The organism is Alicyclobacillus fodiniaquatilis, assembly GCF_042678105.1.
Lineage (GTDB): Bacteria > Bacillota > Bacilli > Alicyclobacillales > Alicyclobacillaceae > Alicyclobacillus > Alicyclobacillus fodiniaquatilis.
Map to the genome: position 1 here is coordinate 44,172 of NZ_JBHUCX010000092.1, position 24,531 is coordinate 68,702.

Below are 24,531 nucleotides of genomic sequence, written 5' to 3' on the forward strand. Positions count from 1 at the left end.
AGTCGGCTGCTCTGCCTCATCCACCTATCGATGCGCGCGTCACTGTCCAGACGACTGTGCACTCGTAATTTTTCCGTCGTTGATCTCCCAAAGCGCACGACTGACATTGCGCGTCGTGGAAGCACCAGGGTGATTGTAAGTTTCCGTTTGTAAGCGGCGCGCCCGTTTGGCGGTGAGCACCACCAAAGAGTACTTGCTATCCACGAGACCTACCAGTTTATCAATAGAAGGATACAGCATAACATCACCTCGTTAGCATATCATACCGTGCTGTCGTTAAACATGCGACAGGGATTTTTACCAGTTTTCAATAAGATATAAGTTGCGCCTGACCTGCGCGTGCTCTGCTTCAATAATACTACGAATTCGCACACATGCGTCGGCAACGACATCATTGACGACCACATAGTCGTATTCGCGCATTTTCTGCAGTTCATCACGTGCGGCAGACGTGCGGATATTGAACGACTCTGTCGTCTCGGACCCACGGCCAAGAATGCGCGATTCCAGCTCGCGCTGCGATGGCGGAATCAAAAAGATAAACACGCCATTGGGAAAACGGCGCTTGACCTGCATCGCCCCTTGAATGTCTATCTCCAAAAAGACATCGTGACCTGCAGCCAGTTGCTGCTCGACGAAAGAGCGCGGCGTGCCGTAAAAATTATTGTACACCTTGGCCCACTCCAAAAGCGCGTCGGCCGCAATCATCTCTTCAAATTCTGCCACACTGCGAAAAAAATAGTTCAAACCTTCCTGTTCGCCGTCGCGCGGGGAACGCGTCGTCACCGAAATCGACAATTTCAAAGGTGTTTTCGTGTCCATCAAGGCCTTGCAGACCGTCCCTTTGCCTGCGCCAGACGGCCCGCTCAACACGAACAAGATCCCCTTTCTCTCCATTGACCTCATCCTTCGCTCCCAGCATCTTCACTCCACGTTCTGCACCTGTTCCCGCAACTGCTCAATGTACACTTTCATTTCCACAACCGCTTTGGCAATCATCGCATCAGCGCATTTGGAACCGATGGTGTTCACCTCACGGTTCATTTCCTGGACGATAAAATCGAGTCGACGCCCCACACTGCCAGACTGCATGAGCGCTTGTGCGAACGCTTCGATGTGGCTTGCCAACCGGACGACCTCTTCGTCCACAGCAGTGCGATCGACAAGCAACACCACTTCTTGTGCTAACCGCCCCTCTTCCACGTCCACCTGCAGTTGTTGGATGCGTGTCTTCAATTGAGCCGTACGCGTGGCGACCGCAACCTTATCTCGTGCCTCCACAAAGGATATCTGTTGACGCAACGCTTGCAGTTTCTCTTGTAAGTTCGCCTGCAGGCGCTCCCCTTCCTGCATGCGCATGCGAAGCAGTTGTTGTGTCGCCTCTGAAACTGCCGTTTCCAAAGCAGCGCGAACATCGTCTGCATCCATCTCGCCCGTTCGAATCTGCATGACATCAGGATATTTGAGCCAGTCTCGAACAGTATCGACGTCAAATGCCCGCTCGAAACGTTTGCAAAGCGCAATTTCAGCAGAAATCAGCTGATCTAACAATGGCCAGTTGACTTCCACCAGTTGTTTGGCCGCCAATCCTTCCGCATTGACGAACACGTCGACGCGCCCGCGGCGAATAGACGCCCCCAGTTGACGACGAATGCCATCTTCGAGCGAAAGCCACTCGCGCGGCAAGCGAATGTGAAATTCGGCAAAACGATGATTCACCGTGCGCATTTCCACAGAAATTCGGGTGTCCTGATGCACAGCCGTGAACTGTCCGTAGCCTGTCATACTCAAAATGGCCATTGTCCTAGCCTCCAAGTGCGTCTATTTTACGATGAATCGGCGGGATCGACAACCGGAAATGGCCTGAAATTGACCACAAAAAAGGACGGCGCGGTTGCATGCCGTCCAAAAGTGAAGATCGGTTTCGCGCGTCGGTCGCCCTCAGGCTGCGCTCGCGCTGGTTTTGGGGCGCAGAGCGTTGCGGCCGATGCGGCGCAATGACAGCGCGAAAGTCGGGATAGCGGCGAGCACCAAGATGATGATCCAATCCAGTAAGCCAAGCGGCGCTGTGTGGAACACCTTCGCCAAATTGGGCACATAGATGGTCAACAAAAACAGGATGACAGATGACAGCACGGCAAGTATCAACCATATATTCCCGAAGATATTGCGCTTCATGATGCCGCCTTCCAGACTGCGGCAGTCAAACACGAGAATTAGTTGCGCCATCGTCAGTGTCGCATAGGCCATCGTCTGCGCGTGGACGAGGGAACCATTGGCGTGCATCGACCAGACGAACACCGCGAGGGTGACCAGTCCAATCAGGATGCCGCGCGAGAGGATTTTGACGGACATCCCCTTGGCGAAAATCCCTTCGCGCACATTGCGGGGACGCCGCTTCATGATGTCGTTCTCCGGCGGATCCACCCCCAGCGCAATGGCCGGTAGGCCATCGGTCACCAGGTTCACCCATAAAATCTGAATGGGCGCGAGCGGCAGTGCCAATCCTGCCAACATCGCCAAAAACATCGTGACAATTTCGCCGACGTTGGACGCCAGGAGATAGCGGATGAATTTTTTGATGTTGTCGTAAATGCCGCGTCCTTCTTCGACGGCGGCCACGATGGTTGCGAAGTTGTCGTCCGCCAAGACGAGGCTTGACGCTTCCTTCGCCACATCGGTTCCTGATTGGCCCATCGCAATCCCGATGTCCGCCTGTTTGATGGCAGGCGCATCATTGACGCCGTCCCCCGTCATCGCCACCACATGCTCACGCGTTTGCAGTGCCCGGACAATGCGCAGTTTGTGTTCAGGCGTGACACGCGCATACACAAACACGTCTTCCACCACTTGCTCCAATTGAACGTCGTCGATGTGGTCCAGTTCAGCGCCAGTCATCACGCGGCCGTCCTCCGGCAAGATCTCCAGATCTTTCGCAATGGCCATTGCTGTCAATTGGTGATCCCCTGTGATCATCACCGTTTTTATGCCTGCTTGCCGCGCCACTTGAATCGCTTCAAACGCCTCTGTGCGCGGCGGGTCAATCATGCCGCACAGCCCGACAAAAACCAGTTCGCTTTCCCAATCGGCCGCGCGCTTGGCCGCTTCAACGCTCTTAAACCGACGGTACGCGAAACCCAAATTGCGCAATGCTGCCCCTGCCATCTCCTGATTGGCAGCCATGATACGCTTGCGCGTGCTCTGCCCCATCGTCTCCTCGCGGCCATTGAGCAAAATTCGATTTGCGCGATCCAGTAGAACATCTGGCGCTCCTTTGACAAAGACGAACACATCTTGCCCGGATTGCACCAACACACTCATCAATTTCCGCTCCGAGTCGAATGGCACCTCTTCCAACCGCTGATAAACCGCCTCCGGGTCGGCAAAGCCCGCTTTTTTGGCCAAGACCAGCAGCGCGCCTTCCGTCGGATCCCCTTGAACTGCCCAACTTTGCTGATCGTCCACCTGTTTGGCGATCATCGACGCGTTGTTGCACGTTCCCGCGATTTCAATCAAGCTCTTGAGCGCAGGACGTCGATTCGGATCTATCGCCTTCTCCGACTGCAAAAACTCGCCTTCTGGGTCATAGCCGGTTCCTGTGACGGAAAACCAGCTGCCATCTGCAAAAATACGTTGTACAGTCATACGGTTTTGTGTCAGCGTGCCGGTTTTGTCGGAACAAATCACCGTTGCGCAGCCCAGGGTTTCCACTGAAGGCAGTTTGCGAACGATGGCGTTGCGCCGGATCATTCGCTGCACGCCGAGCGCGAGCGCGATGGTCACGATTGCAGGCAATCCTTCCGGAATGGCAGCAACCGCGAGGCTGACGCCAAAGAGGAACATCTCGTACCACTTGTGGCCGTGCATCACCCCTGCAACGACGACCAGGAGCGTGATGCCCAACGAAATCCAGACAAGCAGTTTGCCGAGTTGATCCAGACGTTGTTGCAGCGGTGTCGCCGAATCTTCCGACTGCTGCATCAAATCGGCGATTTTCCCCATTTCTGTGTTCATGCCGATGGCGGTGACCACCACTTCGGCTTTTCCTCGTGTGACCATCGTCCCCATGTACACCATGTTGTAACGGTCACCGAGATTGCTCTCCACTTCGACGGTGACATTGGCATCCTTGCTGGCTGGCACAGATTCGCCAGTCAGCGCGGATTCCTCCACGTCGAAGATGCTAGCGTGAAAGATGCGCCCGTCCGCAGGCACCCTGTCTCCGTCTTCGAGCAAGACGATATCACCAGGCACCAATTCCTTAGCGGGCACACTTTCGATCCGCCCGTCACGGCGCACGTGCGCCATTGGCGCTGTCAGTTCTTTGAGCGCCGACAGCGATTTTTCGGCGCGGATTTCCTGGATAAAACCAAGGACGCCGTTTAAGAAGATAATGGCCACAATCGTGATGGCGTCTGTATACTCACCGAGCAGGCCAGAGATGAGTGTCGCCGCCAATAAAACAATGATCATAAAATCGCGGAACTGATTCAGAAATACGGTTAGCAGAGACACTTTGTCTCCTTCACTCAACTGATTGAGACCGTGCACACTTCGCCGCTCTTCCACTTGTGCGGACGAAAGGCCGGACGCAGAGCTGTCAAGTGCCGAGAAACATTCGGCTGATGTTAGCGCATGCCAGTTCTGATCCACCGGAGCCACCCCTTCATGAACTTGTCTCATAATCTGTATGCTTGTCTGCGCGAGTTCATGTCCAAGCGGCCAGTTGACCATTTTAGAAAGTTGTTCAAACGACCGTTTGGCATCGGACTTTGTTTGGTTTTCGCGTTGCCTCGCTTTTGCAATTGACGGTATACTCAGTTGAAGAACAAGGGGGCCTCTCCATGGACGGATTGACGATGCGCCGTCTCGCCAACGAGCTTGGCGAGACATTTAGCAAAAGCAAAATTGAAAAGATTCACCAGCCAAGTGATCGCGACTTGGTATTGACATTGCGTGTAGCAGGCCAGCCAGCGCGCCGCTTGTTGCTATCCGCGCACAAGCAGTTTGCCCGCATGCACTTTTTAGTGGATGAACGGCCGGAAAACCCAATGGAGCCACCGATGTTTTGCATGCGCCTGCGCAAACATCTCGAAGGCGGCCGGATTGTCGCTATCCAGCAACACAGCTGGGACCGGGTGTTGGAACTGCAAGTGGAAGCGATGGATGAAGTCGGGGATTTGCGCACTTATTTTCTCATCTGCGAATTGATGGGCCGCCACAGCAACATCATTCTTTGCCGCCAGGAAGATGGCGCACTGCGGATCATCGACGCCATTGTCCGGGTGACAGAACAGATGTCGCGGCATCGAGAAGTCGTCCCTGGCGCGCCCTATATCGCGCCGCCTGCACAGGACAAGACGCCGATGTCGGAAATCACTGCCGGGCAGTTGATGGAATTTGACCGTGAACACTGGCTGAGCCGTCCAAACGTCCAACTGCTCGTCGCGCAAATCGCGGGGATTGGACCGACGTCTGCGCGCGAGATTCTGCACCGAGCGCAAGCTGCCGCAAGCCACAGCGCGACCGAAACGGCTGTTGACCACATTTGTCAGGTGACCAGACGGCTTGGCACAATCGTGGAGCAAAATGAGGAAGCGGCCAGCGTCGCTTTGGACAATCTTGGCCGGGCGATGGAATGCGCGCCGTTTCTGTTGACACACAAAACCGACTATGCCCCTTGCCCATCCATGAGTGAAGCCATTCGCCGCCGCTTTGCCGACACAGGTGAAGTGTTGTACCACTCCCACCTGCAAGACGAATTGCACCGCGTGGTTTTTGAGCACTTGGATAAACTGCGCGGTAAACAAATTAAGTTGCAACAGTCGCTGACCGAAAGCGAAGATGAGCACATCTATCGCGTGAAAGCGGAGTTGTTGACCGCATTTGCCCACCAAATCAAAAAGGGTGAATCGCGTTGTGTGGTGCCGAATTATTACGAGGACAACCAACTTGTCGCGATAGATCTCAACCCGGCCCTCGACGCCATTCAAAACGCTCAGTACTACTATAAACAAGCATCTAAGCGCAAACGGGCGTCCACTTCGGTGGCGGAACAATTGGCGGTGACGGAAAATGACATCCGGTACCTGGAAGCCGTCGACGAATCGCTGCACAATGCCAGTTTGGCAAATTTGGAACTCATCCGCCGCGAACTGCTGCAGCAGGGATTTCTCCAGGAGAAACCGACCAAGCGCAAGAAGCCGGTGAAAGCGGAAAAAATCGACAATAAGCCAGATGTCTACACATCTGTAGACGGGTTTGTGATGCGAGTGGGGCGCAACAATCTCCAGAATGACAAACTGACCTTGCGCCAAAGTGACGGAAGTGATATTTGGCTGCACGTAAAAGACCAACCGGGATCTCATGTGGTCATCCGCCGTGACGGCAGCGCAGAGATTCCCCAGGAGACATTGGAAGAAGCTGCACTCTTGGCCGCCTATTTCAGCCGTGGCCGCGATTCTGCCAATGTGCCAGTCGATTTCACCGAGGTTCGCCATATCTGGAAGCCGAACGGCGCACGCCCAGGGCTAGTATTATATGATCACCAGCGGACGCTGTTTGTCACCCCGGAACGAGCGCTTGTCGAACCGATATTGTCGAGATCGAACCATGATCTCATCAAAGCAGACTGAAGCAGGCGCAAGCAGCGAAGATAAACATGTCAGGGGTGGAAGCGTGCAGCAAAGGCGCTTTTCATCCCTACATATCTGGTTTATTATGAAGTGGGCAATTTCGCATTTTGGAGAACATAGCGTATATGGACGATTTGTACATAGTCGAAAAGGAGCGTGTCGCCATGCCATCCCAAGAGATCAATAAACGTCTGGTCGCTGGCGCAAGTATGCCTTCCCCTGGCGATAACGTATTGACCAATACCCAAGCAGCAGTGCGTGAAGCATTGCAGAAACTTGGCTATGAAGAACCTGTTTATGACCTTTTAGCAGAACCTATCCGCGTTTTCACCGTGCGAATTCCTGTACGCATGGACGATGGACATACCGAAGTCTTTACAGGATATCGGGCACAGCACAATGACGCGATTGGACCGACCAAAGGCGGCATTCGCTTTCACCCCAATGTATCGTTGGACGAAGTCAAGGCGCTCTCCATCTGGATGAGCTTAAAATGCGGCATTTTCAACCTCCCTTACGGTGGCGCCAAAGGCGGCATCATCTGCGACCCCCGCAGCATGTCCATGAATGAGCAAGAGCGTCTCGCGCGCGGCTATGTGCGAGCAGTCAGCCAGATTGTCGGCCCTGCCAAAGACATTCCGGCGCCGGACGTCTACACGAATCCACAGATTATGGCCTGGATGTACGACGAGTACAGCCATATCCGCGAGTTTGATTCACCTGGCTTCATTACAGGCAAACCCCTGGTGCTTGGCGGATCACAAGGACGCAATCAGGCGACCGCGCTTGGCGTCTGCATCGCGATGCGCGAAGCGGCGAGCCGACAGAAAAAAGATGTGCGCGACTTGCGGGTCATCGTACAAGGGTTCGGCAACGTCGGCAGCAATGTCGCGTTGATCCTCCACGAAATGGGCGCCAAAGTCGTCGGTATCAGTGACGCGGGCGGTGGCTTGTACGACGAAAAAGGGCTTGATGTGCCATCACTCATCGACCAGAAGGACTCGTTTGGGATGGTGACCCCTGCATTCCAGAATGTCATCAGCAATGAGGATTTGCTCACCCAGCCTTGTGACGTGCTGATTCCTGCTGCGTTGGAAAACCAATTGCACGAAGGCAACGCGCACGACATTCAGGCATCCATCGTCATCGAGGCTGCCAATGGCCCCACCACGCCTGTTGCTGACGAAATTCTGCACGAACGGGGCGTTCTCGTGGTGCCAGACGTGCTCGCCAATGCGGGCGGCGTGACTGTTTCTTACTTTGAATGGGTGCAAAACAATCAGGGTTGGTACTGGAGCGAAGCGGAAGTGAACAGCCGCTTGGAGCACATGATGATTCAATCCGTCCAGAACATCTTGCAAACGGCGGAACGGTACGACGTATCTCCCCGTCTGGCAGCCTACATGGTCGGTATCCGACCATTCGCCGAAGCGATGCGCTGGCGCGGTTGGGTGTAAGTGTTCGAAAGAAATGGAGCGGGCAGTGTGGCGTACCCACACTGCCCTTTTTCAATGAGATAAAATCGCTCACAAAACCCGCTCACCTGGCCGTGTATCCACCATCAATGGCCAATTCTGCGCCTGTGATATACGACGCCTCATCAGACGCCAGAAACAACACGCCAGATGCGACTTCAACGGCTTGTCCCAGTCTGCCCATCGGTGTGCCCTCGGTTAATATTTGATAACGCTGTTCATCCATATCCGCAATCATCGGCGTCTCTATGATGCCGGGATGAACAGAATTCACTCGGATGTTCGAACGGGCGTATTCGACTGCGGCTGTCTTCGTCAGTAAGTGAACGGCCGCTTTGGACGCTTGATAGGCAGCCGATGCGCCACTGCCAACCAACGCATAGATGGAAGAGACATTGACAATCGCGCCACCGCCCGCCGCTTGCATATGTGGAATCACCGACTTCATCCCCAGCCACACGCTTTTGGCGTTCACGTCCATCACTCGCTGCCACTCTTCATTCGTCGTCGCCACAATCCCCGTGCGACTGGTGACACCTGCGTTGTTGACCAGAATATCAATTCGTCCATACCGCTGGATGATTTCCTCGGCGCCACATCGCCATTCAACCTCTGACGTCACATCCTGCCGAAACGCAAACACCTCGCCAGTCGTTTCCCGTAACTGTTCCGCTGCCTGCGTGATCCCGTCGATGATATCCGTCATCACCACACAGGCGCCTTCCTGCGCAAACAATCGCGCTTCTTCAAATCCTTGTCCGCGCGCGGCGCCAGTAATCCATGCGACCTTTCCCATCAAGCGCCCCATTCGAATCATCCTTCCATGTAGACTCCACTTTCTGATACATGTTCGATCACGCTACACTCAATGTTTTGTCGTCGTGACAAACTGATTCAGCATATCCTGCGCCAGCAGTTGCCCGGCCAGTTCATGGCCTGCCGCATTGGGATGCCATCCGTCTCCCTCGTACATCGAAACGTCCTGGTGATGCGCCGTTAAATACGACTTCATTTCATCGAATACATTAAACACATAGACATCCGAACTATGAAAACTTTGGGCGACCTGGATTTCATCCTCCACTAATTGGTCCTCCAATGGTCCATCGTGAACCGCGTAGGAGGCGGCGGTCACAGGCGGCGTAACGACCAGCACTTTCATATGCGCCGCCAAAGCCTGCTGAATTTCTGAATGAACATCCTTTTTAAATGTGGCGACTGGCGTCTTTTTCGAAATGTCGTCGAGCATGCCCCACGAAATCACCAACACCTGTGGCCGATTGTCCTTTAACAAGGCCGGGAATTTGGCAGCCATCTGATCAGGCCCATCCCCCTCGACCGATTTATTCAAAAATTGGTATTGTACACCCGTCTTTTGCGAAAGTGTCTTAAATGCTCTTGCTAAATATCCGCCATCGGTGACATTGTCGTCCCAGCCATGTGCAACGGATCCACCCACAGCCATGACGCGGACTTCACTGCCCGCATCCATCGCGACAGGTTTCGGATTGTTCACGACCGGCGCTTTCATCTGACTGTCCGCATGTTGTTTCCAGACAAAAAAAGAACCGCCAGCGATACATACGATGATGACTGCACTGCCTATCCACATCCACTTTTTACGTTTACGCATAAGAACCTCGATTCCATATCTTTTTCAACCATTTTGCCTGTCGCATCTGCACAGCAGCCCGCTCGACTGTGCATGATGCAAACGCCGCAAATCCGGGTGCGCAAGTCTCATCAGGCAACGAATCCTATTGTACTGAAATAAAATAAAAACTTTCTTGATAAAACTCGTCCGATGATAAGATGTTGTGAATTCCCAACAACTGCATTTGCCTCATAACAATAAAACACCTCCCCACGCGCCGAAACGAATGGAAGAGGTGTTTTTCGCGGTGCAGACAATTTACGTTTCGTACATCGATTGATCTTCCCTCGCATGCGCGTGAAACAGCACTTCATTTGACATCGACATATTCGGCGCATCGCTGAATCGTTCAAGCTCATTGTAAGCTGGGATACCATGCGCGGCGATGTCGAGACCTTCGTCTTCCTCTTCGCTCGTTACGCGTATGCCAATGGTTCGCTTGAGTGCGTTCCCCACGAGAAAGGCCGTGCCAAAGCCCCATACAGAGACAACGAGCGCTGCGAGCAATTGCACGAGCAACAACCGAATGTGCCCCGTCAGGAGAAGACCCTGTTTTTCATCAAAAAGCCCCACGGCGATGGTGCCAAAGAACCCATTTACGCCGTGAACCGCGATGGCCCCGACCGGATCGTCAATCTTGACTTTATCTGTCCAACTGGTCGCAAAGATCACGAGCATGCCAGCAATCAAGCCGATGACGATGGCAGACCACGATGGCACATACGCGCATCCGGCCGTGATGGCTACCAATCCGGCAAGTGATCCATTGATGGTCATGCTGGGGTCGGCGGCGCGGTACTTGTACATACTCAGCACGATGGACGCCATGCCGCCAGCCGCGGCAGCCAGAAACGTATTCAAGGCAATGCGTGAGAGCTGTGCGTCAAACGCGTTGAGCGTGCTGCCCGCATTGAAGCCAAACCAGCCAAACCACAAAATAAACGCGCCCGCAGATGCGAGTGGGATGTTGCTGGGCGCGAACACGTTGACGCTGCCATCTTCATTGAACCGATGCTTGCGCGGACCGACCACGTATGCCAATGCCAGCGCCATAAAACCGCCCATCGTGTGAATGGCGGCGGATCCGGCAAAATCCTCTACATGCAAATCCGCCAGCCACCCGTTCGTCCCCCAAATCCAGTGACCGGAAATTGGGTAAATCAGACCACAGGTCACGACCACGATGGCAATGTAAGACTTAAACTTCATCCGCTCCGCCACCGCGCCGGAAATGATAGAGACGGCAGCGATGGCAAATCCCATGTGAAAAAGCATAAAGGCCGCGACTGGAATGTTCTTTGGCGCCATCGCCCTGCCCCAGCCAATGATGTGCAGCACATCGTGCCCAAACATCAGATGGGCGCCGAGAAGATAGAAGACAATCGCCCCAAACGTCAAGTCCACAAAGATTTTCATCGTGACGTTGACCGCGTTTTTTGTGCGTACAAGCCCGGCTTCAAGCAGACTGAAACCGCCCTCCATGAATAGCACCAATGCCCCTGTTAGAACCACCCAGACTGTATTCAGCGCAATGGTTATATCCATGGGTCTTCCTCCTACCGATTCAGTTCGTCAATCGATTCATCCGTTTTCCCCGTTCGGATATTGTAAGCTTGGAGAATGTCGTAGACGAAAATTTTTCCATCTCCCGTCTCACCGGTTTGCGCAGATTGTAGAATCGCCTGGATCGCCGAATCCACATATGCGTCAGACACGACAATCTCCAGTTTGATTTTCGGATGTAGATTGATATCGTAGACATGTCCACGATAGACGCCCGAAGTATTTCTCTCTTGCCCACGCCCTTGAACAGGAATGACCGTAAACCCGAATACGCCGATTTTTTGCAGCGACTTGATGACAATTTGCAATTTCTCGGGCCGGATAATCGCGTCGATGCGTTTCAAGAGAATCCCCCCTTGAAAAGTGACAACAGCATTGCGCAAGCGGCAATATGCCGTCAGCAAATGGTCTGCATATACCGCCCCATACGTGCAAGCGCACGTTGTATCTGCTCGACCGATGTTGCATACGAGCAGCGAATAAATCCTTCACCTGTGCTACCAAACACGCTGCCGGGCACCACTGCCACTTTTTCATGGCGCAACAATCCCTCCGCGAACGCCTCGGAGGTCAGTCCTGTCGCGCGAATGTCGGGAAATGCGTAGAAAGCCCCCTCTGGTTCGTGACAAGCGAGGCCAATCTCTTGAAATCCATTGACGATCAAACGTCGACGCTGATCATAACTTTCAATCATGCGCTGTTTTTCTGTTTCGCCATTTCGCAGCGCTTCAAGCGCAGCCATCTGTACCATGTGTGGCGCGCAAAGCATTGTGTATTGATGGATTTTTAACATCGAATTTAAAATTTCCTTTGGCGCTGCGGCATATCCTAAACGCCATCCGGTCATCGCAAACGCCTTGGACATCCCGCTGATGACGACGGTCCGCTCTTTCATACCCGGGATGGAGGCAATACTAAAATGTTTTTGTCCATAGGTCAATTCGGCGTAGATCTCATCGGAAATGACGAACAAATCATGCGCAATCGCCACTTCGGCAATGGCTTCCAAATCCGCTTTCGTCATGATGGTCCCCGTCGGGTTGTTGGGGTAACAAATCACCAGCACTTTGCTCGCAGGCGTAATATGTTTCTCCAACTCCGCCGCCGTCAAGCGAAATTGATCTTCCGCTCTCGTCGGCACATCGACAACACGCGCACCTGCCAACAACGCGCACGGGCGGTAAGAGACATAGGTCGGCTCTGGCAACAGCACCTCGTCACCAGGGCAAATGAGTGTGCGAAAGGCGATGTCGATGGCTTCACTGCCCCCCACCGTCACCATCAGCTCCTGGTCCGGATCATACTGCAGTTGGAATTTTTCGAGATACTCGGCAATCGCCTGGCACAGTTCGGGCAGCCCACGATTGGACGTATATGTGGTAAAGCCCCGCTCCAAAGCGTACATACACGCCTCACGCACATGCCACGGCGTCACGAAATCCGGCTCACCGACGCCAAGTGAAATCACATCTTCCATTTCATTGGCCAAATCAAAAAACCTGCGAATCCCCGATGCCGGGATATCGCGCACGGTGGGCGACAGCCGCTCGTACAGTGAATTCACGGTCATGGCGTGATCACCAACCGTCGTTCATCGTCGTAATCCTCAAAAATCACACCGTCTGCTTTATATGTCTTCAACAGAAAATGGGTCGTGGTTGAATTGACATTTTCAATCGTCGCCAATTTTTCCGAGACAAAGCGAGAAACCTTCAAAATATCAGGTCCCTCAATCGTCACCTGCAAATCATATGCGCCAGACATCAGCATCACAGATTTCACTTCTGGGAAACGATAGATTCTTTCCGCGATAGAATCGAAACCCACTTCTCGCTGGGGCGCCACTTTGACGTCGATGACGGCCGTCACGCGTCGAGCAGTCGCAACCTTGTCCCAATTGACAACCGCAGAATAGCGCAGGATGATATTATCTTGCTCCATCTCCTGAATGGCTTCATGCACCTCTTCTATCTTTTCGCCAAGCATCTTAGCGATGGTATCGATAGAAAGGCGAGAGTTGTCGTGCAGGAGATGTAAGATTTGTAATTTTCGTTCATCTGTCATGTTTTGAGCACCTCGTGGTCATGTGAAACGACTTTGTTCATTTGTCCATTCTATAGCAAAATCAGCAAGCTCGAAATACTTGGTTCAAAATTGGCACATTTCTCTTATCCAGAGCGCTGGCCAACGCGATGCCTAGCTCCCAAAACGCGGTTATTCTCCAGCGGCCATGCCTTCCAACGCCTGTTGCAATGTGCCCTTGGTCTTTACTTTCCCTGACAGCGTGATGCCAAGCGTGATCATCGTATTGGCGATTTCAGGGCGGATCCCCGTGATGGTCGCTTCGCAGCCAAGCAGATTGATCCCCTCCACAATTCGGAACAGGTGCCCCACCACCGCCGTGTCCAAGAACGCGACAGCTGAGACGTCGATGACGATCTGTTCAATCTTCAATTCCGAAATTTGCGTCAGCGTGTTCTCCTGTATCCGTTTCGCGCGATATGTATCAATTGTGCCGACCAACGGCAAAATGGCCTGGGTGTTAGAAAGCGGGATCACCGGTACGGATAAATCATCGATGACTTCGCGATGCGACTTCAAAATTTCGTCTTTGTACTCGGTGTAGCTGGAGACATAGTGTGTCATATAGTGATCTAACTCATGGTTAAATTTCCGTTCGAGCACAAATACCTCTTCTTCAGTGATGGGCACGTTGCGGTGATATTGATAGAGAAAATCCCATAGGCACTTGCGAAAAGTCTGCATCAGCTCGGATATGAGCACAATCGGATAATCTTCTTTAGCGATTTGGCGCCCAAGCTCTTTGCCGAGTACAGCCATTTCGTGCCGATTTCCCTCAATCAAAATATTGATGAGCCGATCCATCATCGTCAAAATATCCAATGATTTCAAATCAATATCCTGCATGTAACCAAAACTACTCGATGCTTCCGTTTCAAAATGCTTATAAAACGCGTCGCGATTTTGAACCATGTATGCTTGAAATGTCTGCCCTTCTTCATATGCCAATTTCAAATCGATCCCACCAATCACCTCAGTTTGATTGACGCGAAAATCCAAAGTAAACGTCGTGCCTGCACCCTCTTGACTCTCTACATCAATGCTGCCGCCATGCTCATAAACCGTAGAAAACACTTGGGTCAGCCCCATGCCAACGCCGTTGTCCTTGGTTGAGAAAAACGGTGTTCCCAAGAGTGAGATGTACTGTTTTGGCACACCTGCCCCTGTATCGCGAATGGAGACCTGTAGACGGTTGCCGTACAGTCGATGTGTCACCGTAATGGACCCAGTGTCGACAATGGCCTCGAAAGCATTTTTTAAGAGGTTAAAAAACACTTTTTTCAGTTGATTGCGCTTGCCATAGATATTGCAGTCTGTGTCATAGAATTCTTTTCTGATTTGCACGCGGTATGTCTGATCTTTAAATAAGTACAGGATAGATTCCAGTTCGGAACATAAATTGATGGGTTGGTAACGCTCATCATCAAGGTCTGGCTTTGACACCTGCAAGAGATTGTGAAGCGTGGCAATCGCCTGCTCCAGTTCGGCGCTCGCCACTTCTAAATATCGATGTGGTGCCTCTTTTTGCATGAGCTGTAGAAACCCCTTGACGGAGGTCAGCGGATTTCTGATTTCATGCGCAATACCAGCAGAAATTTCACCAATGGCGGCCAATCTGCTGATGGTGTAATCCTCGTCGTCATCTCCATTTCGTTGCAATGATGGTCGTCCCCCCCGCCGACGTTTCAATTTGGAGCTTGTCCATCAGTCGATTCACACCAGACAATCCCAAACCTAAGCCCCGCGTAGGGGCTTTCACGACACCGTTTAAAACGTCTTCTATATTTTGAATGCCCGGCCCATTGTCCGCGACTTCAATTTGTATACCACCAGCCACTGGAATACAGCGAAAACTCCCTTTGCCGCCAGCGTGATCGAGCACATTGCGCGTCAATTCCGACACGCTGACCAGAATCATCTGTTGATCCATTTCCGAAAAGGCGAGCTGTTTCATCGTCCGCCTGACCAGACCTAACGCGTGGTAGACATCGTTTTCTGATTGAATCATCACTTGCTCACTCATGGCGCACACCCCAACTGTGACCGGCAAACACATTTACATATACTATAAATGATTTAGGCGGCGTTGTGGACAAGACATCAGAACTAAAAAAGACCAAGGACGCATACTTTGCATGCGCGCTTGGTCGCAACAATCGATGCAGTTCAACCGTTTACCGAAATGATTCCGGCGCAGTCCGCCAACTCATCAACAAGTTGACATCTGTGTCGCTTACGACACCGCGCTCGTGTGCGACACGCACCAACGCGCGATATGGCACCAGCCGATAAGCGGGCACACCAGATGCCTCAATTCGCTGGCTGGCTACATCGAAATCGTATGAGAGAATGGTGAATACCGCCATCACCTCGACATCTGCTGCTTGGAGGCACTCGACGGCGTCATATGCGGATTTGCCTGTGGACAGCGTATCCTCGATGACAATGGCTTTCATACCCGGACGGACATAGCCCTCAATCTGCTTGCCCTGCCCGTGCGCTTTCGCTTGTGAACGCACATACGCATTGGGCAAAGACAGCCTGTCCGCCAAAATCGCCGCATGCGGAATGCCTGCCGTCGCCGTGCCGACGATGACTTGAGCCACTGGAAAATCGGTTTGTACAATCTGCTCAAATCCCTCAATCACCAGATTTCGCAGCAAGGGATAGCCAAGCACGAGGCGATTGTCGCAATAAATGGGGGATTTCCATCCGCTCGACCATGTGAATGGCTCATTTGGGCGCAATTCCACCGCGCCGATTTGCAGCAAACCGGCAGCCAACGTGTCCACATCTTGCACATAACTGTCGCGAAACAGTTCCATTCATCCCCATCCCCTATTCTGAAAATAAAGTCGATACCCTGGTGCTGCGCCATCCGCGATGCTCCGATTGACTGACATTTTCATGATTCTGCTGGTGCGGAATGCATCACGCATGGCGGTCTATTCTGAAAATAAAGTCGATAGAACGCATCACACATGGTCATTCGTCATCTCTGTCCAATAAGCATGAAGCGCCTGCCATCGGTCATCTGCTGTGCGCACGCCGCGCCCCAAGACCAGCCGTGTGGCGCCTCTTTGCATCGCTTCGCGCGGCGTGAGAATGCGCTGTTGATCATGCCGGTCGTCCGTCGCCAGACGTGTGCCTGGCACGACGCGCTCAAACCCATCAGGCACAAGCGCGGCCAGATGCGCCAACTCTTGCGCTGAACAGACCACACCGTCCAACTGCGCCGCTTGGCAAAGTTTCGTCAGGCGCTCCACCCCTTGCACCGGTGTGCCTTGAACGCCCATGGCTGCCAAATCTGCCTCATCTAAACTCGTGAGCAAAGTGACGCCAATCAGCAGCGGTTGATACGGCGCTTGCGCCACCGCTGCCCGGGCGGCGGTCAACATCCGCAATCCACCTTGCGCATGCACGTTGACCATCTCAATTGGATATTCGCAAATGGCGCGCAGCGCTCCTGCCACCGTGTTCGGAATATCGTGCAACTTCATATCCAGAAACACGCGCAAGTTGCGCTGCAACAACTTTTCCACCAGACGCATCCCGGCGGCGTGAAACAGTTCCAATCCGACCTTGTACCCATCTACCACAGGCGTAAACTGTTCCACAAGCTGCAGTGCAGCCGCCTCGGTATCTACATCGAGCGCCAGATAACTGGCCTTGCGCGCCGCGTCGAAACGCGGCGACAAGAGCGTGTCGACAACGCTCACCGCTGCCACCCGCCTTTGGTTGATGATGCTGTCCCAGTATCACCTAGGGCGAGCGTTTGGAAATGAATGAGCTTGAGAATATCCAGCAGTGATTTGACCGTATCCAAGGACGTCAAGCAAGGGACGCCATGTTCGACAGCGGTCCGGCGAATGCGAAACCCATCACGCTCAGGCTTGAGCCCTTTTGTCAACGTGTTGATGACCAACTGAATGCGGCCTTGGCGAATATCGTCTGCCAGATTCGGCGTGCCCTGAGCCAATTTGTTGACGACGCGCACTTCCAAGCCCCTGTCTCGCAAATAGCGAGCGGTTCCCTCCGTGGAAGCCAACCGATACCCTAAGTGCGCGAACTCCGCCAAGAGCGGGAGCGCTTCTGCTTTGTCCTTGTCGGCAATCGTCGCGAGAACCGTGCCATGCGACGGCACGATGGTGCCTGCAGCAACCATGCCTTTATATAATGCTTTCTCGTAGTTGTAGTCGCGTCCCATGACCTCGCCAGTCGATTTCATCTCTGGGCCGAGGCTGATGTCGACACGGTGCAACTTCGCGAAAGAAAACACCGGCACTTTCACGGCGACTGTATCAGCTTCCGGCAGAATACCGCTCTGATAGCCCATTTCCGCCAGTGAACCGCCGCAAGCCGCCTGCATGGCCAAATCCACCATCGGCACCTCTGTGACCTTTGACAAGAACGGCACTGTCCGCGACGAACGCGGGTTCACTTCGATGACCTCGACAATGTCGTCGTGCACAATGAACTGGATGTTGACCAGCCCGCGCACACTCAACCCACGCGCCAATCGCATCGTGTAGTCCTGAATCGTCGCTTTCACCGACGACACCAGATGTTGCGGCGGATAAACCGCGATAGAATCGCCGGAGTGGACGCCCGCTCGCTCGACATGCTCCATAATGCCAGGGATAATCACCGTTTCACCATCAGAGATGGCATCCACTTCCACCTCAAGCCCCTGCACATAGCGGTCAATGAGCACCGGATGTTCACGTGAAACTTCGACGGCTTCTTCCATATACTGCAACAGTTCGCTCGTGTCGGAGATGATTTGCATCGCCCGGCCGCCCAAAACATAGGAGGGACGCACCAAGACCGGATAAGAAAGCGCCTCGGCTGCTGTCACTGCCGCGTCGACTGATGTCACCGTCGATCCCTGCGGCCGCGAGATTTCCAGACGCGCCAGCAAATCATCGAACTTTTCCCGATCCTCCGCCAAGTCGATGTCCTCGCGCGAAGTGCCGAATATCCGCACCCCGGCTGCCGCCAGCGGCGCCGCCAAATTGATGGCCGTCTGACCGCCAAATTGCACGATGACGCCTTCTGGTTGTTCCTTGTCGATGACGTTGAGCACATCCTCCACATGCAACGGCTCAAAGTACAATCTATCGGACGTGCTAAAATCGGTGGACACTGTTTCTGGATTGTTGTTGATGATGATGGCCTCGTACCCCAAACGGCGCAAAGCCCAGACGGCGTGCACAGAACAGTAGTCAAACTCGATGCCCTGACCGATGCGAATCGGACCAGACCCCAACACAATCACTTTTTTTCGATCCGACAGCGTCACTTCATCCTCTTGCTCAAACGTGCTGTAATAATACGGCGTGGATGCGGCAAACTCGCCCGCGCATGTGTCGACCATCTTGTAAACCGGCACCAGCCCTTGCGCCTTGCGCCACTCGCGCAATGTCGCAACATCGGTTCCCAACAGGCGCGCCAGTTCGACGTCAGGGAAACCGTTGCGCTTGGCTCGCGCCAGAAGCTTGGCTTCGTTTTTGAAGATGTCTGTCATCGGCGCGTGCGTCGTGCCTAAAGCGGCCAACTGCTGTTCCAGCCCGACCATCTCTTCAAGATGCCACAGGAACCAACGGTCTATCTGACTGAGACTGTGAATGCGTTCAACCGTCCAACCGCGCCGAAGGGCCTCGGCGACCGCAAACAACCGGTCATCTTCCGCCACAGCGACTTTGCGCTCCAATTCGCTTTCCGACCAATTGGATGCTTGTTTCAACCACAAGGAGTCAACGCCAATTTCCAAGGAGCGAATCGCCTTCATCAGCGACTCCGGAAAACTGCGGCCGATGGCCATCACTTCACCGGTCGCCTTCATTTGCGTCCCCAATTGGCGTTGGGCGCTGCGGAATTTATCGAACGGCCAGCGCGGAATTTTCGTCACAACGTAGTCGAGCGCCGGTTCAAACGCCGCATACGCCTCTTCGGTCACGGGATTGCGCAACTCGTCCAGGCGGTAACCCACCGCAATTTTCGTCGCGATACGCGCAATCGGATAACCCGTCGCCTTAGAAGCCAAGGCGCTCGAGCGGCTCACGCGCGGATTCACTTCGATCACGTAGTAGTTTGCGCTATTGGGATCCAGTGCCAACTGAACATTACAGCCACCTTCGATGCCCAAAGCCTGAATGATGTTTAAACTCGCGTCGCGCAACATCTGGTAGTCCGCGTCGGACAACGTCTGGCTCGGCGCCACAACAATGCTGTCGCCAGTGTGAACGCCCACCGGATCGAAATTCTCCATATTACAGACCACGATTGCCGTCCCATTGCTATCGCGCATCACTTCGTACTCGATTTCCTTGTAACCGGCGATGCTCTGCTCGACCAACACCTGGTGAATTGGGGACAGGCTCAATCCTCTTTCGACGATCTCGCCGTATTCTTGCCAGTTCTGTGCAATGCCGCCACCGGTGCCGCCAAGTGTGTAAGCTGGGCGGATGATGATGGGGAATCCGGTCTCTTTGGCAAACACTTCAGCTTCGGCGTGTGTGTGCACAATTGCGCTCTTGGGCACGGGTTGGTTCAATTCAGCCATCAAGTTGCGGAACAGTTCGCGGTCTTCTGCCTGTTCAATGGCCGAGAGTGGCGTACCCAGCAGTTCCACGCCCTCTTCTTCGAGAATGCCGCTTTTCGCCAACTCCACGGCCATATTCAAGCCCGTTTGACCGCCGAGCGTCGGCAACAGTCCGTCTGGGCGTTCTTTGCGGATGATTTGCGAAATGAATTCAAGGCGAATCGGCTCAATGTATACGCGGTCCGCAATATCCGGATCTGTCATGATGGTCGCCGGATTGGAGTTGACAAGGACGACCTCATATCCTTCTTCTTTCAGCGCCTGGCAAGCTTGTGTGCCCGCGTAGTCAAATTCTGCAGCCTGACCAATGATAATTGGACCGCTGCCGATGACCATGATCTTCTTTAAATCGTTGCGTCTTGGCATGGCACAAAACTCCCCTTTTGCACAGCTTCTATCATTGCAATGAACTCATCAAACAAGTAATTCGCGTCTGTTGGACCTGGGCGCGCCTCTGGGTGGTACTGCACACTGAAGGCGGGCGCATATTTGTGCGCCAATCCTTCAACTGTTCCGTCGTTCAGGTTGATATGGGTCAGCGTAAGCGGTGTATCCGCAAGGGAATCCGCGTCCACCATATAGCCGTGATTTTGCGCAGTGATGTCCACTCGGCCTGACAACAGGTGTTTTACAGGGTGATTGGAACCTCGGTGGCCAAACTTCATCTTTTTCGTCTTTGCGCCGCATGCCAAGCCGAACAGTTGGTGTCCTAAACAAATCCCGAAAATCGGCACTTGCCCAATCAATTCGCGCAGCGCCTCGATGGCGAACGGCACATCGAGTGGGTTGGCAGGACCGTTGCTCAACATCACGCCATCCGGCCGCCAAGCCATGATTTCACGTGCGGTCGATGTCCCTGGCACGACGATGACATCGCAGCCGCGTTCGAGCAATCCACGCAAGATGCCTGCTTTCATGCCGTAATCCACCAGCACCACGCGATGACCAGCGCCTGGACTGCGATAGACCGTCTGGGTGGTCACCTGTTTGACCGCATCGACAATGTGCGCCTCCCGCATGCGTTCTATCAGAGACGCCACGGATTCATCAGACGTCGTAATGACCGCCTTCATGGTGCCTTCCGAGCGGATGGCCTTGGTCAACTGCCGGGTGTCGATGCCAGCAAGACCGATGATCTGGTTTTCCTGGAGATACGCTTCGATGGAAGCAATCTGTTTATGATGTGAAGGCCATTCACAAAGTTCCCGCACAACAAAGCCGCGAACATGTGGTTGGCGCGATTCCACGTCGTCTATATTGATGCCATAATTGCCTATCAGCGGATAGGTCATGGTCACAATCTGTCCATAATACGATGGATCCGTGAGGATTTCCTGATAACCGGTCATGCCTGTGTTGAACACGACCTCCCCAAAACGTTCGCCGGTTGCGCCAAAACTGACGCCCGTGAATGTAAGTCCGCTCTCCAGCACCAACCGGGCTGGTTGTCTCTCTGTTCTCGTCATGCCAAACGCTCCTCTCCCTGCTGGTAAATCAGTTTGCCCCGGCGAATCGTGTGTGTCGTCCAACCGGTCACTTGCCAACCCGCAAATGGGGTATTGCGGCCGCGTGAGTAGAACGCCGCTGGTTCAATGGCCCGCTCCTGCACGATGTCGACGATTGCGATGTCCGCCACAGCGCCTGCGCGCAGCGAACCGCCTGGCAATCCGAACGCATCCGCCGGACGCCGCGTCATGCCCCAAACAAGATGTGGCAGGGATACAATCCCTGGCACCACTAGGTATGTGTACAACAGGGGGAACACCGTCTCGATGCCGACCATGCCAAACGGCGCCCGGGCGATGCCAAGCGATTTCTCCGCCTCTGTGTGGGGCGCGTGATCCGTCGCGATGATGTCGAGCGTGCCATCGAGAAATCCCGCTAAACAGGCCAGTCTGTCGCGTTCGCTCTGCAGCGGTGGATTGACTTTGAACACGGCGTCATCGTGCGTGATGATGCTTTCGTCCAAAAGCAAGTGATGTGGTGTGACTTCGGCAGTCACCCGAACACCGCGCGCTTTGCCCCAGCGGATCAACGCCACTGACTGTTCGGTGCTGACATGACAGACATGAAGATGCGCCCCTGTCCGCTCGGCCAGGAGGATGTCGCGCGCGATCATCGCGGCTTCCGATTCCCCCAAAATGCCTGGCAGGTCAAGGCGGCGCGCCGCATCCGGATGGATGACGCCATCCCCGGACAACGTCTCGTCTTCGGAGTGGATGACAATGGGCATTTCCAGCGTTTTTGCCGCGGTCATCGCCTCCAGCATGCGCATGCCGTGCTGCACGCCGCGACCGTCATCCGACAGCGCGATGGCCCCTGCCGTTTTGAGCGCTGCAAAATCGGTCAACGCTTCACCGGCCTGTCCCACCGTGATACATGCGATCGGATGGACACCCGCTTTGCCGATGTCGCGCGACCGCCCCACGATGTCCGCGACAACCGCCGCTGTGTCCGTCGCCGGGGAGGTGTTTGGCATGCAGGCGACCTCGGTAAAGCCGCCTGCCGCTGCGGCCTGGACACCAGAAGCCAGCGTCTCTTTTGCCGTAAAACCAGGGTCCCGCAAGTGCACGTGCATGTCGATAAACCCTGGTAGAACGAGTTGCCCGTCAAGTTGTATCGTCTTGTCCGCTGACGGCAAATCTCGCCCGATTGCCAAGATGCGTCCTTCTACATCATCATAGTAGACGTTTGCCCCATACAATTCGCCAGTTTGTTCATCAAGCAAGCGGCCGCCATCTATCCGTATCTTCATGCCAAAACTCCTATTCCACTCTGAAAATTAAGTCGGCGCCTCGGTGCTGCTGCTCAAAATCAGGTCAGGCTGCCGTTTAAAATCTGGTCTAACAGCGCCATCCGCACATACAGCCCATTTTCCGCTTGGCGGAAGTATGCGGCGCGCAAATCGGGATCTATCGCTGGGTCGATTTCGCCAACCCGCGGCAACGGATGCAGGATGCGCGCGTGTGCTGGCAACTGTAGCAGGTGATCCACGTGGATCGCGTAATCATCCGTGGCGCACTGCTCGTCAAACCCTTCCAGCCGCTCCGACTGTATGCGCGTCTGGTACACAATGTCCGCGTCTTTCAAAGCGTCCGCCACACTGTCACACTGCGTGACTTCGATGCTCGATTGCTCCAGTTCTGCCAGCAGCGCCGCAGGCAACCCCAACATCGGTGGATGATATAGTTTCACGTGCATGCCCTGCATACGTGTGAGCAAGCGCAGGAGCGAATGCACCGTCCGGCCGTATTTCAGGTCGCCGAGCACGGCCACCGTCATGTTCTCCAGGCGTCCGAGTTCGCGCCAAATGGTGTAGACATCGAGCAAGGCCTGCGTTGGATGTTCGCCGCTGCCTGCGCCAGCGTTGATGACAGGCACTGGCGAGTAGGAAACCGCCTCATCCAACTCTGCGTCACTGTGGTGGCGAATCACGATGGCGTCGACATACGTGCCGACCACGCGAAACACGTCAGCCAGCGTCTCCCCTTTTTTCGACGAGGAGTTTTCACGGGCGTTCTCAGCGCTGACCACTTGACCACCCAGGCGATACACCGCCGCCTCAAACGAGAGTCGCGTGCGTGTGCTCGGCTCATAAAACAATGTCGCTACCAGATTCCCCTGCAGTTGTCCCAACAGCGCGCGCCTATCCATCGTCCGCAGTTTCTCTGCGTGTTCCATCAATCGCTCCACCGCAGCAAGTTCAAACTGTTTAACCGTCATTGCGTGAAACATGAGCGCACTCCTTATCCTGGCTTTTTCCCGTGAGCGATCTCGCTTGTATTCCCGTTCATTCAGGCGCGTTGGTTGGCAATCCACACGCCGTCCTGACCATCGACTTCTGTCAATTTGACAATTACCTGTTCATTGCGTCCTGTCGGCACATTCTTGCCGATAAAATCCGGGCGAATGGGCAATTCCCGATGCCCTCGGTCGACCAGTGTCGCCAGTTGAACCACCTGTGCGCGCCCCGCCTGCATGATGGCGTCGAGCGCTGCCCGCACGGTGCGGCCTGTGTAAAGCACATCATCGACCAGCACAACTTTGCGGCCCGCCACCGCCAACTCGGGGGCTGCATGCGGTCTCGCATCGCTTGACTGCAAGTCGTCGCGATACGGCGTCGCGTCCAGTGTCAAACAAGGGACGCGCTGTCCTTCAATCTCTTCCAGCTTGCTGGCAATGCGCTTCGCTAATACCACCCCGCGCGTCAAGATGCCAACCAAAACGATATTCTCTAAACCTTTGTTGCGCTCAATAATTTCATGCGCCATCCGGGTCATCGAGCGACGCATGGCCGCATCATCCATAATCTGTGTCGCTTGTACCTTCGCTTGTTCCATTGTCTGCTCCGCCTTTCGCTGGAGGAAGTCGCCAAACAAAAACGGCCACTGCCCAAGTTTGGGAAGTGGCCGTTTCACGAGGACACTGGCAGTGGGTACACTCCACCTCGTATCCGTCGTGATTCACACGACTCCTTTCCAACCTCACGGGATTGGTTTAAAGGCAGTTTTAAATTTG

Annotated in this window: 21 protein-coding genes; 2 read left to right on the plus strand and 19 right to left on the minus strand. The window is 54.1% G+C overall.

Going from position 1 to position 24,531, the window contains the following annotated elements:
- Positions 1–39 precede the first annotated feature (39 nt).
- The 4 genes from rpoZ to ACFSB2_RS21655 form a co-directional block, all read right to left on the minus strand.
- Positions 40–240, minus strand: coding sequence for a DNA-directed RNA polymerase subunit omega (gene rpoZ, locus ACFSB2_RS21640; protein ID WP_377945185.1), 201 nt, complete (start codon positions 238–240; stop codon positions 40–42).
- A 57-nt stretch (positions 241–297) separates the two neighbouring features.
- Complete coding sequence (gene gmk, locus ACFSB2_RS21645) at positions 298–897, minus strand: guanylate kinase (protein WP_377945186.1); 600 nt, start codon at positions 895–897, stop codon at positions 298–300.
- Between the two features lie 27 nt (positions 898–924).
- Entirely contained in the window at positions 925–1,800 is an 876-nt protein-coding gene (locus ACFSB2_RS21650; protein ID WP_377945187.1) for a YicC/YloC family endoribonuclease, read from the minus strand.
- A gap of 141 nt (positions 1,801–1,941) precedes the next feature.
- Positions 1,942–4,683, minus strand: coding sequence for a calcium-translocating P-type ATPase, SERCA-type (locus ACFSB2_RS21655; protein WP_377945188.1), 2,742 nt, complete (start codon positions 4,681–4,683; stop codon positions 1,942–1,944).
- A 161-nt stretch (positions 4,684–4,844) separates the two neighbouring features.
- Between ACFSB2_RS21655 and ACFSB2_RS21660 the strand changes: the two genes are divergently transcribed.
- Entirely contained in the window at positions 4,845–6,635 is a 1,791-nt protein-coding gene (locus ACFSB2_RS21660) for an Rqc2 family fibronectin-binding protein (protein ID WP_377945189.1), read from the plus strand.
- A 209-nt stretch (positions 6,636–6,844) separates the two neighbouring features.
- Positions 6,845–8,092: a Glu/Leu/Phe/Val family dehydrogenase gene (locus ACFSB2_RS21665; protein WP_377945452.1), complete on the plus strand. Its 1,248-nt coding sequence runs from the start codon at positions 6,845–6,847 to the stop codon at positions 8,090–8,092.
- Positions 8,093–8,174: 82 nt separating this feature from the next.
- Here ACFSB2_RS21665 and ACFSB2_RS21670 read toward each other — a convergent pair whose 3' ends face one another.
- The 15 genes from ACFSB2_RS21670 to pyrR form a co-directional block, all read right to left on the minus strand.
- Entirely contained in the window at positions 8,175–8,918 is a 744-nt protein-coding gene (locus ACFSB2_RS21670) for an SDR family NAD(P)-dependent oxidoreductase (protein ID WP_377945190.1), read from the minus strand.
- A 57-nt stretch (positions 8,919–8,975) separates the two neighbouring features.
- Complete coding sequence (locus ACFSB2_RS21675) at positions 8,976–9,743, minus strand: GDSL-type esterase/lipase family protein (RefSeq protein ID WP_377945191.1); 768 nt, start codon at positions 9,741–9,743, stop codon at positions 8,976–8,978.
- Positions 9,744–10,022: 279 nt separating this feature from the next.
- Positions 10,023–11,309: an ammonium transporter gene (locus tag ACFSB2_RS21680; protein WP_377945192.1), complete on the minus strand. Its 1,287-nt coding sequence runs from the start codon at positions 11,307–11,309 to the stop codon at positions 10,023–10,025.
- 11 nt (positions 11,310–11,320) lie between these two features.
- On the minus strand, positions 11,321–11,671 hold the full coding sequence (locus ACFSB2_RS21685) for a P-II family nitrogen regulator (RefSeq protein WP_377945193.1): 351 nt from the start codon (positions 11,669–11,671) through the stop codon (positions 11,321–11,323).
- A gap of 53 nt (positions 11,672–11,724) precedes the next feature.
- On the minus strand, positions 11,725–12,897 hold the full coding sequence (locus ACFSB2_RS21690; RefSeq protein WP_377945194.1) for an aminotransferase class I/II-fold pyridoxal phosphate-dependent enzyme: 1,173 nt from the start codon (positions 12,895–12,897) through the stop codon (positions 11,725–11,727).
- On the minus strand, positions 12,894–13,391 hold the full coding sequence (locus tag ACFSB2_RS21695) for an Lrp/AsnC family transcriptional regulator (protein ID WP_377945195.1): 498 nt from the start codon (positions 13,389–13,391) through the stop codon (positions 12,894–12,896). The genes ACFSB2_RS21690 and ACFSB2_RS21695 overlap by 4 nt, the downstream gene beginning before the upstream one ends.
- 150 nt (positions 13,392–13,541) lie before the next feature.
- The gene (locus tag ACFSB2_RS21700) at positions 13,542–15,068 is read right to left on the minus strand and encodes an ATP-binding protein (RefSeq protein WP_377945196.1); all 1,527 of its coding nucleotides are present in this window, start codon (positions 15,066–15,068) and stop codon (positions 13,542–13,544) included.
- On the minus strand, positions 15,049–15,432 hold the full coding sequence (locus ACFSB2_RS21705; RefSeq protein WP_377945197.1) for an ATP-binding protein: 384 nt from the start codon (positions 15,430–15,432) through the stop codon (positions 15,049–15,051). Before ACFSB2_RS21705 ends, ACFSB2_RS21700 begins: the two co-directional genes overlap by 20 nt.
- Positions 15,433–15,583: 151 nt before the next feature.
- Positions 15,584–16,234, minus strand: a complete 651-nt coding sequence (gene pyrE / locus ACFSB2_RS21710; RefSeq protein WP_377945198.1) for an orotate phosphoribosyltransferase — start codon at positions 16,232–16,234, stop codon at positions 15,584–15,586.
- A gap of 150 nt (positions 16,235–16,384) precedes the next feature.
- Positions 16,385–17,128, minus strand: coding sequence for an orotidine-5'-phosphate decarboxylase (pyrF, locus tag ACFSB2_RS21715; protein WP_377945199.1), 744 nt, complete (start codon positions 17,126–17,128; stop codon positions 16,385–16,387).
- Positions 17,125–20,379 carry a carbamoyl-phosphate synthase large subunit gene (carB, locus tag ACFSB2_RS21720; protein WP_377945200.1) on the minus strand — a complete coding sequence of 1,085 codons (3,255 nt, stop codon included), beginning with the start codon at positions 20,377–20,379 and terminating at the stop codon, positions 17,125–17,127. The genes pyrF and carB overlap by 4 nt, the downstream gene beginning before the upstream one ends.
- Positions 20,358–21,479: a glutamine-hydrolyzing carbamoyl-phosphate synthase small subunit gene (gene carA, locus ACFSB2_RS21725; RefSeq protein WP_377945201.1), complete on the minus strand. Its 1,122-nt coding sequence runs from the start codon at positions 21,477–21,479 to the stop codon at positions 20,358–20,360. Before carA ends, carB begins: the two co-directional genes overlap by 22 nt.
- Positions 21,476–22,768: a dihydroorotase gene (locus ACFSB2_RS21730; protein WP_377945202.1), complete on the minus strand. Its 1,293-nt coding sequence runs from the start codon at positions 22,766–22,768 to the stop codon at positions 21,476–21,478. The genes carA and ACFSB2_RS21730 overlap by 4 nt, the downstream gene beginning before the upstream one ends.
- A 59-nt stretch (positions 22,769–22,827) precedes the next feature.
- A complete protein-coding gene (gene pyrB, locus ACFSB2_RS21735; RefSeq protein WP_377945203.1) occupies positions 22,828–23,748 on the minus strand; it encodes an aspartate carbamoyltransferase in 921 nt (306 codons plus the stop codon).
- Between the two features lie 59 nt (positions 23,749–23,807).
- A complete protein-coding gene (gene pyrR, locus ACFSB2_RS21740; RefSeq protein WP_377945204.1) occupies positions 23,808–24,353 on the minus strand; it encodes a bifunctional pyr operon transcriptional regulator/uracil phosphoribosyltransferase PyrR in 546 nt (181 codons plus the stop codon).
- Positions 24,354–24,531 lie beyond the last annotated feature (178 nt).